The sequence below is a fragment of the Candidatus Brevundimonas phytovorans genome, from assembly GCA_029203145.1.
Lineage (GTDB): Bacteria > Pseudomonadota > Alphaproteobacteria > Caulobacterales > Caulobacteraceae > Brevundimonas > Brevundimonas phytovorans.
In genome coordinates this window covers 2042392-2059168 of the sequence record CP119309.1, presented here as the reverse complement: position 1 = coordinate 2059168, position 16777 = coordinate 2042392, and the positions used below count along the sequence as shown (strand labels likewise).

General features: G+C 67.3%; 13 protein-coding genes. 10 read left to right on the top strand and 3 right to left on the bottom strand.

All coding sequences use genetic code 11. The annotated features are described in order from the left end of the window. The first annotated feature begins 111 nt into the window (after positions 1 to 111). The 3 genes from P0Y52_10110 to P0Y52_10100 all read left to right on the top strand — a co-directional run bounded on the left by P0Y52_10110 (position 112) and on the right by P0Y52_10100 (position 4121). A complete protein-coding gene (locus tag P0Y52_10110) occupies positions 112 to 1161 on the top strand; it encodes a cyclopropane-fatty-acyl-phospholipid synthase (GenBank protein WEK56899.1) in 1050 nt (349 codons plus the stop codon). Continuing rightward, a complete protein-coding gene (locus P0Y52_10105; GenBank protein ID WEK56898.1) occupies positions 1161 to 1574 on the top strand; it encodes a DUF2177 family protein in 414 nt (137 codons plus the stop codon). The genes P0Y52_10110 and P0Y52_10105 overlap by 1 nt, the downstream gene beginning before the upstream one ends. Before the next feature lie 84 nt (positions 1575 to 1658). Further along, positions 1659 to 4121 (top strand): prolyl oligopeptidase family serine peptidase, encoded by a 2463-nt coding sequence (locus tag P0Y52_10100; GenBank protein ID WEK56897.1) that lies wholly within the window; start codon positions 1659 to 1661, stop codon positions 4119 to 4121. Between the two features lie 144 nt (positions 4122 to 4265). On the opposite strand, the gene P0Y52_10095 is transcribed toward P0Y52_10100, so the two are convergent. After that, positions 4266 to 5156: a LysR family transcriptional regulator gene (locus P0Y52_10095; GenBank protein ID WEK56896.1), complete on the bottom strand. Its 891-nt coding sequence runs from the start codon at positions 5154 to 5156 to the stop codon at positions 4266 to 4268. A 103-nt stretch (positions 5157 to 5259) separates the two neighbouring features. Between P0Y52_10095 and P0Y52_10090 the strand changes: the two genes are divergently transcribed. The 6 genes from P0Y52_10090 (at position 5260) to P0Y52_10065 (ending at position 13288) form a co-directional block, all read left to right on the top strand. Continuing rightward, positions 5260 to 7413, top strand: coding sequence for a malate synthase G (locus P0Y52_10090; GenBank protein ID WEK56895.1), 2154 nt, complete (start codon positions 5260 to 5262; stop codon positions 7411 to 7413). 302 nt (positions 7414 to 7715) lie between these two features. Further along, entirely contained in the window at positions 7716 to 8237 is a 522-nt protein-coding gene (locus P0Y52_10085; protein WEK56894.1) for a hypothetical protein, read from the top strand. A 97-nt stretch (positions 8238 to 8334) separates the two neighbouring features. Then, positions 8335 to 8946, top strand: a complete 612-nt coding sequence (locus P0Y52_10080) for a hypothetical protein (protein ID WEK56893.1) — start codon at positions 8335 to 8337, stop codon at positions 8944 to 8946. A gap of 117 nt (positions 8947 to 9063) precedes the next feature. Beyond that, on the top strand, positions 9064 to 9819 hold the full coding sequence (locus P0Y52_10075) for a hypothetical protein (GenBank protein ID WEK56892.1): 756 nt from the start codon (positions 9064 to 9066) through the stop codon (positions 9817 to 9819). Between the two features lie 26 nt (positions 9820 to 9845). After that, positions 9846 to 12344 carry a hypothetical protein gene (locus P0Y52_10070; protein ID WEK56891.1) on the top strand — a complete coding sequence of 833 codons (2499 nt, stop codon included), beginning with the start codon at positions 9846 to 9848 and terminating at the stop codon, positions 12342 to 12344. Next, the gene (locus tag P0Y52_10065; protein ID WEK56890.1) at positions 12341 to 13288 is read left to right on the top strand and encodes a hypothetical protein; all 948 of its coding nucleotides are present in this window, start codon (positions 12341 to 12343) and stop codon (positions 13286 to 13288) included. Before P0Y52_10070 ends, P0Y52_10065 begins: the two co-directional genes overlap by 4 nt. Positions 13289 to 13360: 72 nt before the next feature. On the opposite strand, the gene P0Y52_10060 is transcribed toward P0Y52_10065, so the two are convergent. Further along, positions 13361 to 13786 carry a hypothetical protein gene (locus tag P0Y52_10060; protein ID WEK56889.1) on the bottom strand — a complete coding sequence of 142 codons (426 nt, stop codon included), beginning with the start codon at positions 13784 to 13786 and terminating at the stop codon, positions 13361 to 13363. Between the two features lie 226 nt (positions 13787 to 14012). Further along, positions 14013 to 15356: an MFS transporter gene (locus P0Y52_10055; GenBank protein WEK56888.1), complete on the bottom strand. Its 1344-nt coding sequence runs from the start codon at positions 15354 to 15356 to the stop codon at positions 14013 to 14015. A 190-nt stretch (positions 15357 to 15546) separates the two neighbouring features. On the opposite strand from P0Y52_10055, the gene cyoA reads away from it, so the two are divergent. Next, positions 15547 to 16776: a ubiquinol oxidase subunit II gene (cyoA, locus tag P0Y52_10050; GenBank protein ID WEK56887.1), complete on the top strand. Its 1230-nt coding sequence runs from the start codon at positions 15547 to 15549 to the stop codon at positions 16774 to 16776. Position 16777: the final 1 nt, after the last annotated feature.

Here is a 16777-nt window from a genome sequence, read left to right as displayed (position 1 = left end):
TTGCGGTCTTATCCGTCCATAAAGCGGGCGAGCGAACGGAGCAAGCGTCCGCATCCAAAGCCGGGGCTGCTGCGTATGCAGGGGGCCGTCCCTGCCGCCAATGGAAACTTCATGAGCCTGGTCAACGCCGCCATCCGTCAGCTTCAGGATGCGCCCTTTCCCGACTTCATCACCCGGCCCGCGATCGACAGCCTGGTGAGCGAGGCGCGCCGGCGGCTGGATCGGGACGGGCCGCACGACCAGGCCGCCTTTGCGCGGGAGATGGCGCGTCGGGCGGTGGCCGAACACACGGCCGCAGCCAATGATCAGCATTATGAGTTGCCGCCCGAGTTCTTCCAGATCTGTCTCGGGGCGCGGCTGAAATACTCCTGCTGCCTGTATGGCGACGGGGCCGAGACCCTGGATCAGGCTGAGGAGAAGGCTCTGGCCGAGACCTGCGCCCACGCCGAACTGGCGGATGGCCAGACCATTCTGGAACTGGGCTGCGGCTGCGGCTGGGGCTCGCTGAGCCTGTGGATGGCGGAGCGCTATCCGGCCGCCCGGATCACCGCCGTGTCAAACAGTCACAGCCAGCGCGGCCATATCGAGGCCCAGGCGCGGGCGCGGGGCCTGACCAATCTGACGGTCGTGACCTGCGACATGAACGATTTCCAGACCGAGGCGGGCGCCTTCGACCGTATCGTCTCGGTCGAGATGTTCGAGCATATGGCCAACTGGCGCGCCCTGCTGACGCGGGCGCGAGGCTGGCTGAAGCCCGACGGGCGGATGTTCATCCACGTCTTTACCCACCGTGACGCGCCCTATCGATTCGACCATACCGACAGCGGCGACTTCATCGCCCAGCACTTCTTCACCGGCGGCATCATGCCCAGCCGTGGCCTGATCCGGCAGTTCCCCGACCTGTTCGAGGTCGAGCAGGCCTGGACCTGGAGCGGCGCGCACTATGCGCGGACGGCGAATGACTGGCTGGCCAACATGGATCGGAACGCCGAGCGTGTGGCGGTGCTGATGCGCGAAACCTATGGACGGGATGCGGCGCTGTGGACCCGGCGCTGGCGTCGCTTCTACCTGGCGACGGCGGGTCTGTTCGGAAACGACGGCGGCCGCACCTGGGCGGTCAGCCACTATCTGTTGAAGCCGGCCGGAGAGGGCCTGTCCTGATGCTGAAATATGTCGCGGCCTATCTGGGGGCGGGCCTGACCTTCGCCGCCATCGACGCCGTCTGGCTGACCACCATGGCGGATCGGCTCTATCGGCCGGTGATCGGGCCGCTGATGGCGGATAAGCCGAACATGACGGCGGCGGTGATCTTCTATCTGATCTCCATCGGCGGCATCGTCTTCCTGGCCATCGTGCCGGCGCTGAAGGAGGCGGCCTGGACGCGAGCCTTGCTGAACGGCGCCGTGCTGGGCTTCGTCGCCTACGCCACCTACGACCTGACCAATCAGGCGACGCTGAGCGTCTGGTCAACCCGGTTGACGATCATCGACCTGTGCTGGGGCACGGCCCTGACCGCCGTGGCCTCGGTCGGCGGCTATTTCGCCGCCCGATGGGTCGAGGGGCGGTTTGGCTGAGCTCTACGGGTTGACCCTCCGGCAAGTGCGCCCCTAGACCATAGCCGCCCGGCGTCTTCGGGCGCCACGTCGGGGAAGATCACCATGCGTCGTCAACTGTTGAAGCAGGCCCTGCCTGTCCTGGTCCTGCTGGCCGCCGTGCCCGCCCTGGCCATGCCCGCCGCCGCCCAGGCGCCGGCCGCCCCGACCTATCAGCAGCCGCCGCAACCGATCGCGCAGATCCTGGACGCCAAGCCCAACCCGACGGCCAGCCTGAGCCCCGACCGCCAGACCCTGTTGCTGCAGGACCGCGCAGGCCTGCCGAGCATCGCCGAACTGGCCGAGCCCATGCTGCGTCTGGCCGGGTATCGCATTAATCCGCAGAACAATGGCCCGGCCAATAGCCGCGCTGCCTGGCTGACGGGCCTCAGCTTCCAGACGGTCGAGGGCGGCGCCGCTCGCGTCGTGGCCGGTCTGCCGGCCAATGCGCGCCTGACCAGCGTCAGCTGGGCGCCGAACGGCAAGGCCGTGGCCTTCCTGTTGAACACGCCGACAGGCCTGGAGCTGTGGACCGCCGACGTGGCCTCGGCCCAGGCGCGCCGCCTGACGGGCCCCAGCGTCAACGCCGCCAACGGCGCGGGCTATAGCTGGCTGCCCGACGCCTCGGGCTTGCTGGTGCAGGCCGTGCCCGCCGGTCGCCGCGCAGCCCCCGACGTGACGCGTCCGCCCTCTGGCCCGACCGTGGCCGAGACCGGCGGCCGTGCGGCTCCGGTGCGCACCTATCAGGACCTGCTGTCCGACGCGGGCGACGAGGCCCTGTTCGAGCACTACTTCACCAGCCAGCTGACCCTCGTGCCGCTGAACGGTCGCGCCCGCACCATCGGCCAGCCGGGCGTCTTCCTCGGCGCCTCGGTGTCGCCGGACGGCCGCTACATCCTGCAGACGCGGGTCAAGAAGCCCTATTCCTACGTCGTGCCCGCCAGCCTCTTTCCGGCGGACGTCGTCGTCACCGACCTGAACGGGCGTGAGGCGCACCGCGTCGCCGATCTGCCGCTGCGCGACAACGTGCCGACGCCGTTCGACGCCGTGGCCCCCGGTCCGCGTGCGGCCCAGTGGCGCGCCGACGCCGACGCCACCCTGGTCTGGGTCGAGGCCCAGGACGGCGGCGATCCGCGCAACGCCGCCGAGGTGCGCGACCGCGTCTTCATGCTGCCGGCGCCCTTCAACGATCGCCCGCGCACCCTGGTGGACCTGAAGGAGCGCTATGCCGGCGTGCAATGGGGCCGCGACGATACGGCCATCGTCAACAGCCGCTGGTTCAACACCCGTCACGAGACCCGCACCCTGGTCGATCCGTCGAACCCCGGCGCGGGCCGCGTCCTGGTCGATCGCAACTATCAGGATCGCTACAATGATCCGGGCTCGGTGGTGGTCGAGCCCAATGCGCGCGGTCGTTCGACCATCCGCTTCACCGCCGACGGCGCCAAGGTCTTCGTCGAGGGCGACGGCGCCACGCGTCAGGGCGAGTATCCCTTCCTCGATACGCTGGACCTGAAGACCGGCGAGACGGAGCGTCTGTGGCGTTCGGCTCAGGGCGAGTATGAAACCGTTGTCGGTATTCTGGACGACGCGGGCCGCAAGCTGGTCACCTATCGCGAGAGCCGCACCGACCCGGCCAACCTGCGCCTGCGCGATCTGGACGGCGGCGTGACGCAACTGACCCAGTTCCCTGACCCGGCCCCGCAACTGGCCGATGTGAAGCGCGAGCTGATCACCTATACCCGCGACGACGGGGTCCAGCTGTCGGGCACCCTCTATCTGCCCGCCGGTTACGACAAGGATCGCGACGGCCCTCTGCCGCTGGTGATGTGGGCCTATCCGGCCGAGTTCACCGACGCCGCCGTGGCCGGGCAGGTGGTCGACACCGAGAACCGCTTCGTGCGCCCCAGCGGCATCAGCCATCTGTTCCTGCTGACCCAGGGCTACGCCGTCCTGGACAACCCCTCCATGCCCATCGTCGGCAAGGACGGGGCTGAGCCCAACGACACCTACATCGAGCAGTTGTCGGCCAGCGCCAAGGCGGCGGTTGATGCGGTGGTGGCTCTGGGCGTCGCCGATCGCGACCGGATCGCCGTGGGCGGCCACTCCTACGGCGCCTTCATGACCGCCAACCTGCTGGCCCACACCGATCTGTTCAAGACCGGCATCGCGCGTTCGGGCGCCTATAACCGCACCCTGACGCCGTTCGGCTTCCAGGCCGAGCAGCGTTCCTACTGGGAGGCGACCGAGACCTATAACGAGATGTCGCCCTTCACCTACGCCAACAAGGTCAACGAGCCGATCCTGCTGATCCACGGCGGCGCCGACGACAACTCGGGCACCTTCCCGGTGCAGTCGGAACGCTTCTATGCGGCGCTGAAGGGCAATGGGGCGACGGTGCGCTACGTCGTCCTGCCGCTGGAAGCCCACGGCTATCGCGCGCGGGAATCCGTCGGCCATACCCAGTGGGAAATGGTCACCTGGCTGGATCGCTATCTGAAGCCGCAGGCGACGACGGCGGCGCAGTAAGACGCATCTTTCCTCCCCACTCTGTGGGGAGGGGGACCGCGAAGCGGTGGAGGGGGCGGCGCAAACGTCAGCCGTGGAGTCGCCCCCCTCCGTCACGTCGCTATCGCGACGCGCCACCTCCCCATGGAATGGGGAGGAAAGAGGCTATCTGTCCCATTCTGGCACATCGCCATACAGGCCTGCCAGAAACTCGATAAAGGCCCGCACCCGGTTTTCGGCCCGCGCCCGGCCAGCGGTCAGGGCGAAGACGGCGACGTCCGACGCTCCGGCATACTGCGGCAGGACCCGCAGCAACCGCCCGTCGCGCAGTTCCTCGCCTACGTCCCAGGTCGAGCGCAGGGCGATGCCGGCGCCCGCCAGCACCAGCTCACGCGCGACTTCGGACGAGTTGGTCCGTACCCGGCTGCGGGCGCGGAAGGTGACGGGGCCGTCGGGGCCTTCCAGTCGCCAGGCCGACTGGTTCTCAGCGGCCAGTTGGGCGTGGGCGCGCAGGTCGTCCAGCGACTGCGGCGCGCCGTGCTCGGCCAGGTAGGCAGGCGTGGCGCAAAGGACGCGGCGGTTCGGGGCCAGCCGATGCATGGCGGGGTCGCCCGCCTCATAGCTGCCGATACGCACGGCCACATCCACATCCTCGGCCATCAGGTCGACGAAGGCGTCGGTCAGGTTCAGCTCCAGCGTCAGCCGGGGATGGGCGTCGAGAAAGGGCGTCAGCAGGGGCGCCAATCGCCGTCGTCCGAACGAGGTCGGGGCCGAGACCCGAAGCAGGCCGCGCGCCTGGGTGGTGCGGCGCGACACCAGGGCCTCCAGGTCCTCGACCCCGTCCAGAAGCTGCATGGCGCGGTCATAGACCAGCCGCCCGGCCTCGGTCGGGGCCAGCCTACGCGAAGTGCGCTCGATCAACCGCACCCCCAGGCGGTCCTCCAGCCGCGCCAGCCTGCGCGAGGCCACGGCGGGCGACAGGTCCAGCCGTCGGGCGGCGGCGGACAGGCTGCCTTCCTCCAGCGCTCGGACGAATATCTCATACTCGGCCAGCATGGCGGGGTCTCATCGTTGCAATTTATGCAAAGATAACCGCCGATCTTCGCCGTGGCTAGGCGGCGGGCGCGGGGCTAGGGTTGAGGCTCAAGGGAGAGCCGCCATGTCCACCACCTATGTCCGCCACGGAAGTCTGAGCGTCGCCGCCGAACTGGACGCCTTCGTCCGCGACGAGGCGGCGCCCGGCACGGGCGTGACGCCCGCCGCCTTCTGGGCGGGGCTGGAAGGGCTGCTGTCTGAGCACGCGCCGACGAACCGCGCCCTGCTGGCGCGCCGCGACGACCTGCAGGCGAAGCTGGACGACTGGCACCGCGCCCATCCCGGCCAGCCGGACCCCGAGGCCTATCAGGCCTTCCTGCGCGAGATCGGCTACATTGAGCCCGAGCGGGCCGACATCCGTGCCGAGACCGCCAATGTCGATCCCGAGATCGCCACCATGGCCGGGCCGCAACTGGTCGTGCCCCTGACCAACGCCCGCTATCTGCTGAACGCCGCCAATGCGCGCTGGGGCAGCCTGTATGATGCGCTGTACGGCACGGATGCTCTGGGCGAGGCGCCCAAGGGCGGCGGTTATGACGCCGAGCGGGGAGGCAGGGTCATCGCCCGCGCCCGCGCCCTGCTGGATCAGGCGACGCCTCTGGCCGAGGGCGGTCATGCCGAGGCGGTCGGATACAGCGTCGAGAACGGGCGGCTGGTCGTCGCCCTGTCGGGAGGACGGACGACGGGTCTGGCCGATCCGGTGGTCTTTATCGGCTATGCGGGCGAGGCGGCGGCGCCCTCTGGCGTCCTGCTGCGCCACAATGGTCTGCATCTGGAGATCGTCGTCGACCGCGCTCACCGCATCGGGCGCACCGATCCGGCGGGGGTGGCGGACGTGATGGTCGAGGCGGCCCTGTCGGTCATCGCTGACGCCGAGGACAGCGTCGCGGCGGTGGACGCCGAGGACAAGCGGCTGGTCTATTCCAACTGGCTGGGCCTGATGCGCGGCGACCTGTCGGCGGGCTTCGTCAAGGACGGCCAGACGGTGCAGAGGCGCATGAACGGCGACCGCGCCTACACGGCGCCGGACGGAACGGCCTTCGCCCTGAAGGGGCGCAGCCTGCTGATGGTGCGCAACGTCGGCCTGCACCTGACGACCGACGCGGTGCTGGACGGGGAAGGGCGCGAGGTTCCCGAGAGCCTGCTCGACATCGCCATGACCGGCCTGATCGGCCTGCACGATCTGAAGCGCCCGGCGGACCAGCGCAACAGCCCGGCGGGCTCCATCTATGTGGTGCGGCCCAAGATGCATGGTTCGGAGGAGGTCGCCTTCGCCGACGCCGTGTTCGGCGCGGTCGAGGCCATGGTCGGCCTGCCGCCGCTGACGCTGAAGATGGGCATCATGGACGAGGAGCGGCGCACCAGCGTCAATCTGGCCAACTGCATCGCCGCGGCCAAGGGCAGGGTGGCCTTCATCAACACCGGCTTCCTTGACCGGACCGGCGACGAGATTCATTCGGTGATGGAGGGCGGACCGGTCGTGCGGAAAGAGGCGGTGCGCAATACCGGCTGGATCAAGGCCTATGAGGACCGCAACGTCGACATCGGCTTGAAGGCGGGTCTGTCGGGCCGCGCCCAGATCGGCAAGGGGATGTGGGCGGCGCCGGACCGCATGGGCGAGATGCTGGCGACCAAGGCGGGTCATCCGCGCGCCGGGGCCTCGACCGCCTGGGTCCCGTCGCCGACGGCGGCGACCCTGCACGCCCTGCATTATCATGAGGTCGACGTCTGGGCGCGTCAGGCCGAGATCGCCCAGCGTCCCGCCACGGGATTGACGGCCCTGTTGACCCCGCCGTTCGCGACGGGGACGCCCTCGGCCGAGGAAATCCGCCAGGAACTGGACAACAACGCCCAGGGCATCCTTGGCTATGTCGTGCGCTGGATCGATCAGGGCGTCGGCTGCTCCAAGGTGCCGGACATCCACGATGTCGGCCTGATGGAGGATCGGGCCACGCTGCGCATCTCCAGCCAGCATCTGGCCAACTGGCTGCGCCATGACGTGGTCTCGGAGGGCGAGGTTCGGGCGGCGCTGGAACGGATGGCGGTGGTGGTCGATCGCCAGAACGCGGGCGACCGCGCGTATCGCCCGCTGGCCCCGGCCTTCGACGGCCCGGCCTGGAGCGCCGCCTGCGACCTGGTGTTCAAGGGGCGCGAACAGCCTAACGGCTATACCGAGCACCTGCTGACCGTCTGGCGACGCCGCGCCAAGGCGAAATAAGCCGCTGCGGCCTACCGCCGCTGTCCCAAAATGAAGCGAAAGCTTGTCAAACCTTAACGGCGCTCGTAGAACCGCGTCCGTTAACGTTTCATTAACCTTCGCGGTCGGTGTCAAACACCTCAATCGCTGCGAATGTGTGCCGTTTTGGGATGGCACGTCTCTTGGAACGCTGACGACGAACCCCCTCCTGGTGGCGGGGGCGCCGCAAGCGCGGCTTCGGGAGGCGAACGGTGGGGATGACGAAGTATCTGGCATGCGCTGCATCGCTCGCTGCTCTCTGCCTCGTGGCAGGGCAGGCGACCGTGGCTCGCGCCGCCGATATGGCGCCGATGGGGGCCTCCAACCGTCTGCGCGTCGAGGTTGCGGGCGTGATCTCGCCCCGCTGCGCGATGGGCCAGTCCGAGAACTCCTCGTCGTTCGGCCAACTGTTGGACATGTCGAGCGGCGGCACGGTCGCCCGCAGCCTGAAGCTGGATTTCACTTTCAACTGCAACAGCCCGTTCCGCGCGGTTCTGACATCGCAGAACGGCGGGCTGCTCACCGACGCTTCGCCCGCTTCGGGCTTTCGCAATCGCATCGCCTATGACGCCGCCCTGGCTCTGCCGAACGGCCGATCCACGACCGCCTGCAGCAGCGCGCGGATGCAGGCCAGGGGCGACGAGCGTTCCGGCTGCACCTTCCGTTTCAACGATCGCGACGGCGCCTCTGGCGCGGCCTCGGTGAAGCTGTCCATGGCCCCAGATCCGTCGCCGGTTCTGGCGGGCCAGTACCGAGATCGATTGGTCGTTCGCCTGTCGCCCATCCTGGGCGGGGAGAGGGACTGAGAGAAATGACGACGGCGATTTCGCCGCCGCCATCTTGGGGCCCGTGCCCCGTCAATGAACGAGGCTCGATGGGGGCCTCTACTTGGAGAGAATGACCATGAAGAAGCTGCTTCTCGCCGGCGCCGCCGCCGCCCTGATCGCCAGCCCGGCTGCCGCTCAAAACTGGCAGACGCAACAGTACGGCAACGACGGCGCCGCTCACTGGGCGCTGAACTCCAGCGTCGACACCTTCTGCAAGATCAACGCTGCTGCCCCGAGCGTTAACGCCTACCGCGCCACGGCGACCCCGGGCGACAACGGCCAAGGCGGCACCGTCGCCAACTCGGACGGCACCCTGAGCCTGAACATCCAGGAGCCGACCACCAACACCATCCAGAATGCCTCGGCCTTCATCAGCTACGCCAACTCGCAGTGCAACACGCCCTTCACCATCACTGCAAACTCGCAGAACGGCGGCCTGCTGAACTCGACCAACACCACCACCGACACGGCCTTCGCCTCGCTGGTCCCCTATAACGTCGGCGTGCAGTTCGGCGCTCAGAACACCGGCGGCGCCGTCGCAGCCGGCAACTTCAGCCTGAACTGGGCCCAACAGCAGGCCACGGCCGGCACCTTCCGCTTCAGCGTGGATGTGCCCGCCGCTAACCGTCTGCTGCTGCAAGGCAGCTACAAGGACTTCCTGAAGGTGACGATGACCCCCGCCATCTAAGGCGGTCATAGGTCGGCTTTCAATCAGGGCTCGGTCTCAGCGAGGCCGGGCCCTGAATCTTATCAGTTTTGAAACGGCGTGCGGCCAAGGGTCGTCGGACCCTGTTCGGAGATACGAATGTTCCCCGCTTTTGTGAAACGGCTGCTGATTTTCGCCACTCTGGCCGCAGTTTTCGCCGCCACGCCGTCGGCCGCCCTGCTCGTCCAGCCGGTGTTTCTCGATATGCGCTATAGCGGAGTTCTGTCGAACGCCGGGGTGCGTGTGGTGAACGACCGCAACCGTCCCGTTTCGGTGGAAGTCACGGTCAGTTCCGTGGACGTCCCTGAAAGCGGCGACGCCGTGTTCACGCCCATCGAGGGCGAAGACTTCCTCATCTTCCCCGCCGTCGCCAATATCCCGGCCAACGGCGCGCAGATCTTCCGTGTCCGCTGGATCGGGGATCCGGCCAAGGCTGAGGGACAGATTTTCGCCTTCACCACGAGCGAGCTGCCGCTTGAGATCGACGGTGATCCGTCAGCAGCGGTGCAGTTGTTGTACGCCATTCAAACCATTGTCGGCATCGGCCCGGTCAATGCTCGCGCCGAGATCGAGGCGGTTTCGGTTGAGCGCGTCAGCCGACCGAATGGCGACAAGGGCGTGATGATCACCTTCCAGAACAATGGCGAGTTGCATGGCCAGGTCAGCGCCGCAACCCTCACCCTGGCCACGCCGGGCTGGTCTCATCAATTCACCCCGGCCGACATGTCGGCTGCGGTCGGTCTGGGGCTTGTGCCGGCCCAACGCCGACGCGCCATGTTCCTGGCGGTGCCTGATCTGCCGGACAGCGGCGCCATCACTGTGACCGCTGACGTTCCGCGCGTGACCGGAAACTGACGGCGATGGCGGGGGGAAAATACAAGATGCTGGCGGGCGCAAGCGTGCTGGCCGCCTTCGTGGCCGCTCCACACGCCAGTGCAGGCGACGCCGCCGCTGTCGAGGGCCATCTCGATAGCCCGATCGCGACTTCGCCTCGGCCGACCGCGCAGACTTCCGGCCGCCGTGCCGAGGTGGAGCTGGTGGTGCCGGTGCGCGAGCGCGGCCCGCTGGGTCAGGCGACCATCATCATTGGCGCCGATGATCAGGTGCGAATGCGGGCGGCGGACCTGATCGGCCTGTTGTCGCGCATGATCACCCGCGAGGCTGCGGCGGCCCTGCTGGCCGCAGCCGACGCGAACGGCTATCTCACACCGGAAGCCGCGCAAACGGCCAATTTCGACTTTGTGTTCGACCCCGGCCTGCTCGATATCGCCGTCACCATTCCGTTGGAAGCCCGGCAACGCCAGACCCTGGGCCTCGGCTTTGACGCGACCACCGAAGCGCCGCAGGTCACTAATCGTCCTTCCGGCCTGGCCGCCTATCTCAATTATCGCGCCTCGCTTGATTATCTGCATCGGGCGAACGGGTCCCGCGACGAGGGCCTGCAATCGCCCCGCTTCGACCTGGATTTCAATGGCTCCGTCGGAGCCGTGGCCTTTGAAAACCTTCTGACCATAGACCCGGATGCGGATCAGTCGTTCCAGCGGAACGCCTCGCGTTTGATCTACGATCAGCCCGACCACGCCTTGCGCTGGACTCTGGGTGATCTGGGGCCCGAAGGAACTTCGTTCCAGAGCGCCAGCGATATCGCCGGTCTGGGTGTGTCGCGGTTGTATAGCCTGCGGCCCAGCGACCGTTTCATCACGACCCGGTCGTCGCGTACGGTGACGCTACGCGAGCCGTCGACCGTCGAGGTCAGGGTGAACGGCGTGGTGGCGCGCACCCTGGTGCTTCAGCCGGGCACCTATGATTTGCGGGACCTGCCGCTGACGCAGGGCGCCAACGCCGTGGAAATCGTGGTCGAAGGACCGTCTGGCGCGCGCGAAGTCATAGCCTTCGACTTCTTCAGCGACGCGACCCTGCTGGCGCCCGGAGTCGATGAATTCTACTTCGCCGGCGGCGTGCGAGCGCCTCGCGAAGGCGGCGAGATCAATTATGAGACCGATGACCCGATCATCTCGGGTTTTTATCGCCGCGGCATCAACGAGCAACTCACGGTCGGGGCCAACCTTCAGGCGGTGCGCGACGCCGCTCTGGCGGGCGGCGAACTGGTCTATGGCGGGCCGCTGGGGTTGAGCGCGCTCGATTTGTCCTTCAGCCATCGGGATGGCCAGGGATCTGGATATGCTGCGCGGCTCGAGCACCGCATGTTCCGTGAAATGCAGTCCCTGACCGGCCGAGAGACGTTTGATTTCTCGATCGAGATGCGTAGTCGTGATTTCGGCCCGATCGAGACACTGGGCCCGATCGCCAACTACAGTGTTCAGACCGCCGCGCGTTATTCGCGTCCGCTAAGCCGAAATCTGGTGGCCTCGGTCGGGGCGGACTACGCCAAGGCGCGCGGCGCAGTGCGTGACCGATATGGCATGTCGGCTTTTGCGTCCTGGCGCGTCAACTACGACACCAATGTCAACTTCGGCGCGACCTATAATTCCAGCGGCTTGAGCGGCTCCGAAACCAATATATTCGTGAACCTGACCCGTCGCTTCGGCGCTCGGGCGACCTTCTCGGCTGGAGCCGAAAGCCGTAACGGACTGGTCCGCGCGGGCTATTCGCGGGCGCCGGAGCGGTCGCTGAACGACTGGGGCTACAGTGTCGATGTCTCGCGCACCGAGGACGCGGTCGGCCTGAACGGGGCGGCAGTCTATATCGCCAATCGCGGCGAGTTCGAGATCAACCACGCCACGGTGTTCGACAACGCCGGCGATATCGCCAACCAGCAGACGTCGCTGAGAGCCTATGGCGCCTTGGCCTATGCCGGGGGACAGTTCGGCGTGGGGCGGCGGATCTATGATTCCTTCGCTCTGGTGTCGACGCACTCGAGCCTGGACGGGCGTCCGGTGTTGATCCGCGGTGTCTCGGCGTTGGAAGAGAGCGGCCGGTCCGGCGCGCTGGGGCCAGCGCTGGTGCCGCTCGGCTCCTATTATTCTCAGTCTGTTCCCTATGATGTTGAAGATCTGCCGATCGGGTATGATCTTGGCGCGGGTCTGTTCCAGGTGCAGCCGCGTCTGCATTCGGGCTACGTCCTGACCGTTGGGTCGGCCTATTATGTCACGGCGGCGGGCCTGATGCTGGATGACCAGGGGCAGCCCGTCAGCCTGCGCATGGGTCGGGCGGTGTCGCTGGACGACGCTGACGCGCCCCAGGCCGCCGTGGTCACAAATCGCCAGGGCCGGTTCGCGGTCAGCGGCCTTTCCGCCGGGCGCTGGCGCATCACCTTGGCCGGCCAGCCCGCGCTGGTCTATGATATCGTCGTTCCGGATACGACCCTGTATCGGGCTGGCGAAATCCGTCCGACCGGAACCGCAGGAGGAATGCGATGAATCGCAAGGGGTTAATGACGGCGGCGGCTCTGGCTGTTGCGACCACGGTCGCGGCTGGCGCGGCGCAGGCCGAGTGCGATCTGGCCTCGGTCCGCGTGATCGCCGATGGCGTCGTGCTGCGCTATGATCCCTTCGATCAGGATGATGCGCGCGGTGAGATCAGCGTGCGGCTGAACGCCAATCAGGCCTGCGCCGACGCCCGGATCGAAATGGCGATCGCGCCGAATATCGACAGCATCGGCGCTGCGGGAACGCTCGAGGCGCGTGACGGCGCGAACGGGGTGACGGTCCAGGTGGCCTCGCAGATGGGGCCGGCGCGGGTTGTGACCGATCCGCTCACCGCCTTCGCCCGTCCGGCGCCGGCAGGTCGGCTGTCGGCCTCGGGCTTGCTGACCGGGCCGGGTTTGCGGGTGATCGCACCCTATGGCCAGATCGTCCCTCCCGGTCGTTATCGCGCGCGCGCCACCTTGCTGACCCGCGCGATTGACGCCGAGGGCGCGGCGACGGATGTGGTGGAGACGCCCTTCTACGTCGAGATCGAGGTCCAGCCTTCCTTCCGCCTGGCCGCCGGCGTCGAGCAGCGGCTGTTCCTGGGCGAGTTGACGCCCGGCGCCGACAGCCAGCCCATGACGTTCAACGCCTATTCCAATGTCGGCTATGATCTGAAGGTGCGTTCGGATCATCAGTGGCGGATGACCCTGGACGGTTCGAACGCGGCCAATGCGCCGGGCGTGCCGTATCGTGTCGCCATCTCTGATCGCCTTGTGCGGCGCGAAAGCGGCGAGGCTTCGGTCTTGCGCTTCGACGAGCCGCGCGCCGGGCGGCGCTCGCACACGCTGAAGGCCACGGCTCTGCCGTTTGATCCGCAGCCGGCGGGGGCTTATCAGGACTTCATCACCATCGAGATCAGCCCCCGACTGGGAGGCGGATCGGCGCCCGCCTAGCGCCGATTCCGTCCGCGGCTTCTCATGGCGTCAACGAGGCTGCGGCGGCGAAGCCGCGGCCTTGACCCCGTCCTAGAGCGGTGAAATCGAGACCCGCATGAAGACGGGGGCCTGATCGTCGGTCAGGGCGGCGTTGGTCAGGCGCCAGTTCGACGTGCGCACGCGCGCCTCAGTCGAGATCAGTTGAAGTTGACCTGAGGCATCGATCGGCGCCTCTTCGAGTCCGTGCGACAAGACCCCGCCGGTCACGTTCAGCAACTGGACGTTCATGCGATAGCCTTGGGTGTTGCAGACCTCGCGCACGAGCCCCAGTTCAACGGCGCCGTCGCGCATGAACAGTGCTGACTCCCCGACTTCCGACTGCACGCGGCAGAAGGGCTGGACCTCCGCGACGAGGCGGAAGCCGATGCTGGCCTCCGCTGCAGCGGCGGTGTCAGGCAATGCCGTTGTGGCGGCCAGTGATGCGATTGCCAGCGCGCCGGTCTTAAAGACGTTCACAGAACTTCTCCTTGCGATTCGACTGTACAATCTCCTCTCTGAGTAAAAATCACCCGTAGAGATGTGCTTTACCGCAGTTAAGCAAACAGGGTTTCCGCCTGTTAGGAAATGCGGTCGTCTGTCTTCGTCTCGGGATCAGGGGATCGAGGAGGGGCGCAACGCAAGAAAAAGGGGGCGCGACCTGCATCGCGCCCCCGCTATGACGGGCCGGTCTGGAGGGGCGGCGTCAGGTCTTGGCGCCGGCGCGGCCGCGGCCCAGTTCGCGGTTGAGCCACAGGGCCAGCAAGGTGCAGACGGCGCCGGACAGCAGATAGCCGCCGCCGGCGATCAGGCCGAACCTGCCCGACAGAGCCAGGGCCGCCAGCGGGGCGAAGCCGGCGCCGAACAGCCAGGCCAGGTCGGACGTCAGGGCCGAGGCGGTGTAGCGGTTGCCCAGGCTGAAGCTGGAGGCGATGGAGCCGGAGGCCTGGCCGAACGACAGCCCCAGCAGGATGAAGCCCAGGATCATGTAGGACAGCTCGCCCACCGGGCCGCCGTCCAGCATCTGGGGCGCGAAGCCCGAGAAGGCGGCGATGCCGGCGGCGGTGACGGCCAGCAGGGCGCGACGGCCGTAGCGATCAGCCAACCAACCCGAGGCCAGGATGGCGGCCAGGCCGAAGACGGCGCCGACCAGTTCGATCATCAAGAAGCGGGCGGGCGATTCCTGCGTGTAGAGGAAGACCCAGGACAGCGGGAACACCGTCACCATGTGGAACATGGCGAAGCTGGCCAGCGGAGCGAAGGCGCCGATGACGATGCCGCCGCCTTCTTCGCGCACGGCCTTGGTCACGGGGGCAGGGTGCAGTTCCAGGGTCTCGAACGCGGCCTGGAAGGCGGGCGTCACCACGATGCGCAGACGGGCGAACAGGGCCACCACGTTGATGGCGAAGGCCACGAAGAAGGGATAGCGCCAGCCCCAGTCGAGGAAGTCGGCGGCCGACAGCTTGCTGAGGAAGTAGGCGAACAGGGCGCTGGCCACGATCAGGCCGAAGGGCGCGCCCAGTTGCGGCGCCATGGCGTACCAGCCGCGACGGTTGTCCGGTGCGCTGACGGCCAGCAGGGAGGCCATGCCGTCCCAGGCGCCGCCGAGCGCCACGCCCTGACCGATGCGCAGCACGATCAGCATGACCGCCGCCCAGTGACCGACCTGGGCGTAGCTGGGCAGGAAGCCGAGGCAGACCGTGGACAGGCCCAGCAGGAAGAGGGCGATGGTCAGCTTGGTCCCACGTCCGAAGCGTCGGTCGATGGCGATGAACAGGGCTGTGCCGAAGGGCCGGGCGATAAAGGCCACGGCAAAGACGGCGAAGGACAGCAGGGTCCCGCCCAGCGGTCCCGCATAGGGGAAGACCAGTTGCGGGAAGACCACGACCGAGGCGATCGCATAGACGAAGAAGTCGAAGAATTCCGACGTGCGACCAATGATCACGCCGATCGCAATTTCTCCGGCGTCGATTTTGCCGTGTCGCGCGTTGATCTGGCTGGCGTCCCGCTCAAGGGACTCTGAAGAAGGCGCGCCGCTGGTGGCGTTCATGACCGATGACGTTCCCTGGACCCGGGCGCGACACGCGCGCCGACATGGTAAGAATGGCGAAAGCCGTCATTTGCTCCCGATCATCTGCGCGGGGGATAGGACGGATTGTCCAATGTCCCCCCTCGGCAGGCGGCGGTACGGGCGGCGCACAATGATCGTGCCAGAGCCCTCTTCCCGAACAGGAACCGCCGTGCGCCGCCTGCGACCCCTATTGCTGCTGCCCCTTTTGGCCCTGATGTCGGGCTGTAAAGCCGTTGTCCTGTCGCCGGCGGGCGACATCGCGGCGCAGCAGCGCGACCTGCTGGTCTGGTCGGTGGCGCTGATGCTGATCATCATCATCCCGGTGATGGCCCTGACCGTCTTCTTCGCGTGGAAATACCGGGCGACGAACAAGGAGGCCCGATACGAGCCCGACTGGGATCACTCGACCCATCTGGAGCTGGTGATCTGGGCCGCGCCGCTGCTGATCATCATCTGCCTGGGCGCCATCACCTGGTCGGGCACCCATCTGCTGGACCCCTATCGATCGCTGGATCGGGTCAACAAGGGTCAGGCTGTGGCTGAGGGCGTCGAGCCGCTTCAGGTGAACGTCGTCGCCATGGATTGGAAGTGGCTGTTCATCTACCCGGAATACGGCATCGCCACGGTCAATGAGCTGGCCGCGCCGGTGGACCGGCCGATCCGCTTCCACATCACCGCGACCGGGGTGATGAACTCCTTCTACATTCCCGCCCTGGCGGGGCAGATCTACGCCATGCCCGGCATGGAGACGAAGATGAACGCCGTCATCAATCGTCCGGGCGAATACGTCGGCTTCTCGGCCAACTATTCCGGCGACGGCTTCTCCAACATGCGCTTCACCTTCCACGGTCTGGACCAGGCGGGCTTCGATCAGTGGGTCGCCGGCGTCCGCGCCGACAGCAAGACCCTGGACCGCGAGACCTACCTGGAGCTGGAGAAGCCCAGCGAGAAGGTGCCGGTCCTGCACTACGCCTCGGTCGATGAAGGCCTGTTCGACGCCGTGCTGAACATGTGCGTCGCGCCGGGCAAGATGTGCATGGGCGAGATGATGGCCATCGACAAGAAGGGCGGCCTGGGTCTGACCGCCGTCCACGCCACCTGGCCGCTGGTCCACGACAAATACGCCCGTCGCGGCCAGGCGGTCATGGGTTCAGGCGAGTCCTACGTCATGGCGATCTGCACGCCGCTGGAGGCCGAGAAGGCCGCCGTCGACGCCGGGCGTCGCCGCCAGGAACTGGCCGCGCAGATCACCCGCTCGGCCCCCACCGAACAGATCATGGGCCGGGGTCTGACCCGCCCCGGTTCGGTTTCCCGCACGGAGGTCGCCGTCGCCGGCTGGCCCTTCGCTCCTCGCATCCCTGCGCCGACCGCCGCCGACGCACCCGCGTCGCAATCCTGAG

Bases quoted from the DNA above. Each gene is read 5' to 3' on its own strand.
- P0Y52_10110 (WEK56899.1), top strand. From the start codon at position 112: ATGAGCCTGGTCAACGCCGCCATCCGTCAGCTTCAGGATGCGCCCTTT.
- P0Y52_10105 (WEK56898.1), top strand. From the start codon at position 1,161: ATGCTGAAATATGTCGCGGCCTATCTGGGGGCGGGCCTGACCTTCGCC.
- P0Y52_10100 (WEK56897.1), top strand. From the start codon at position 1,659: ATGCGTCGTCAACTGTTGAAGCAGGCCCTGCCTGTCCTGGTCCTGCTG.
- P0Y52_10095 (WEK56896.1), bottom strand. From the start codon at position 5,156: ATGCTGGCCGAGTATGAGATATTCGTCCGAGCGCTGGAGGAAGGCAGC.
- P0Y52_10090 (WEK56895.1), top strand. From the start codon at position 5,260: ATGTCCACCACCTATGTCCGCCACGGAAGTCTGAGCGTCGCCGCCGAA.
- P0Y52_10080 (WEK56893.1), top strand. From the start codon at position 8,335: ATGAAGAAGCTGCTTCTCGCCGGCGCCGCCGCCGCCCTGATCGCCAGC.
- P0Y52_10075 (WEK56892.1), top strand. From the start codon at position 9,064: ATGTTCCCCGCTTTTGTGAAACGGCTGCTGATTTTCGCCACTCTGGCC.
- P0Y52_10070 (WEK56891.1), top strand. From the start codon at position 9,846: ATGCTGGCGGGCGCAAGCGTGCTGGCCGCCTTCGTGGCCGCTCCACAC.
- P0Y52_10065 (WEK56890.1), top strand. From the start codon at position 12,341: ATGAATCGCAAGGGGTTAATGACGGCGGCGGCTCTGGCTGTTGCGACC.
- P0Y52_10055 (WEK56888.1), bottom strand. From the start codon at position 15,356: ATGAACGCCACCAGCGGCGCGCCTTCTTCAGAGTCCCTTGAGCGGGAC.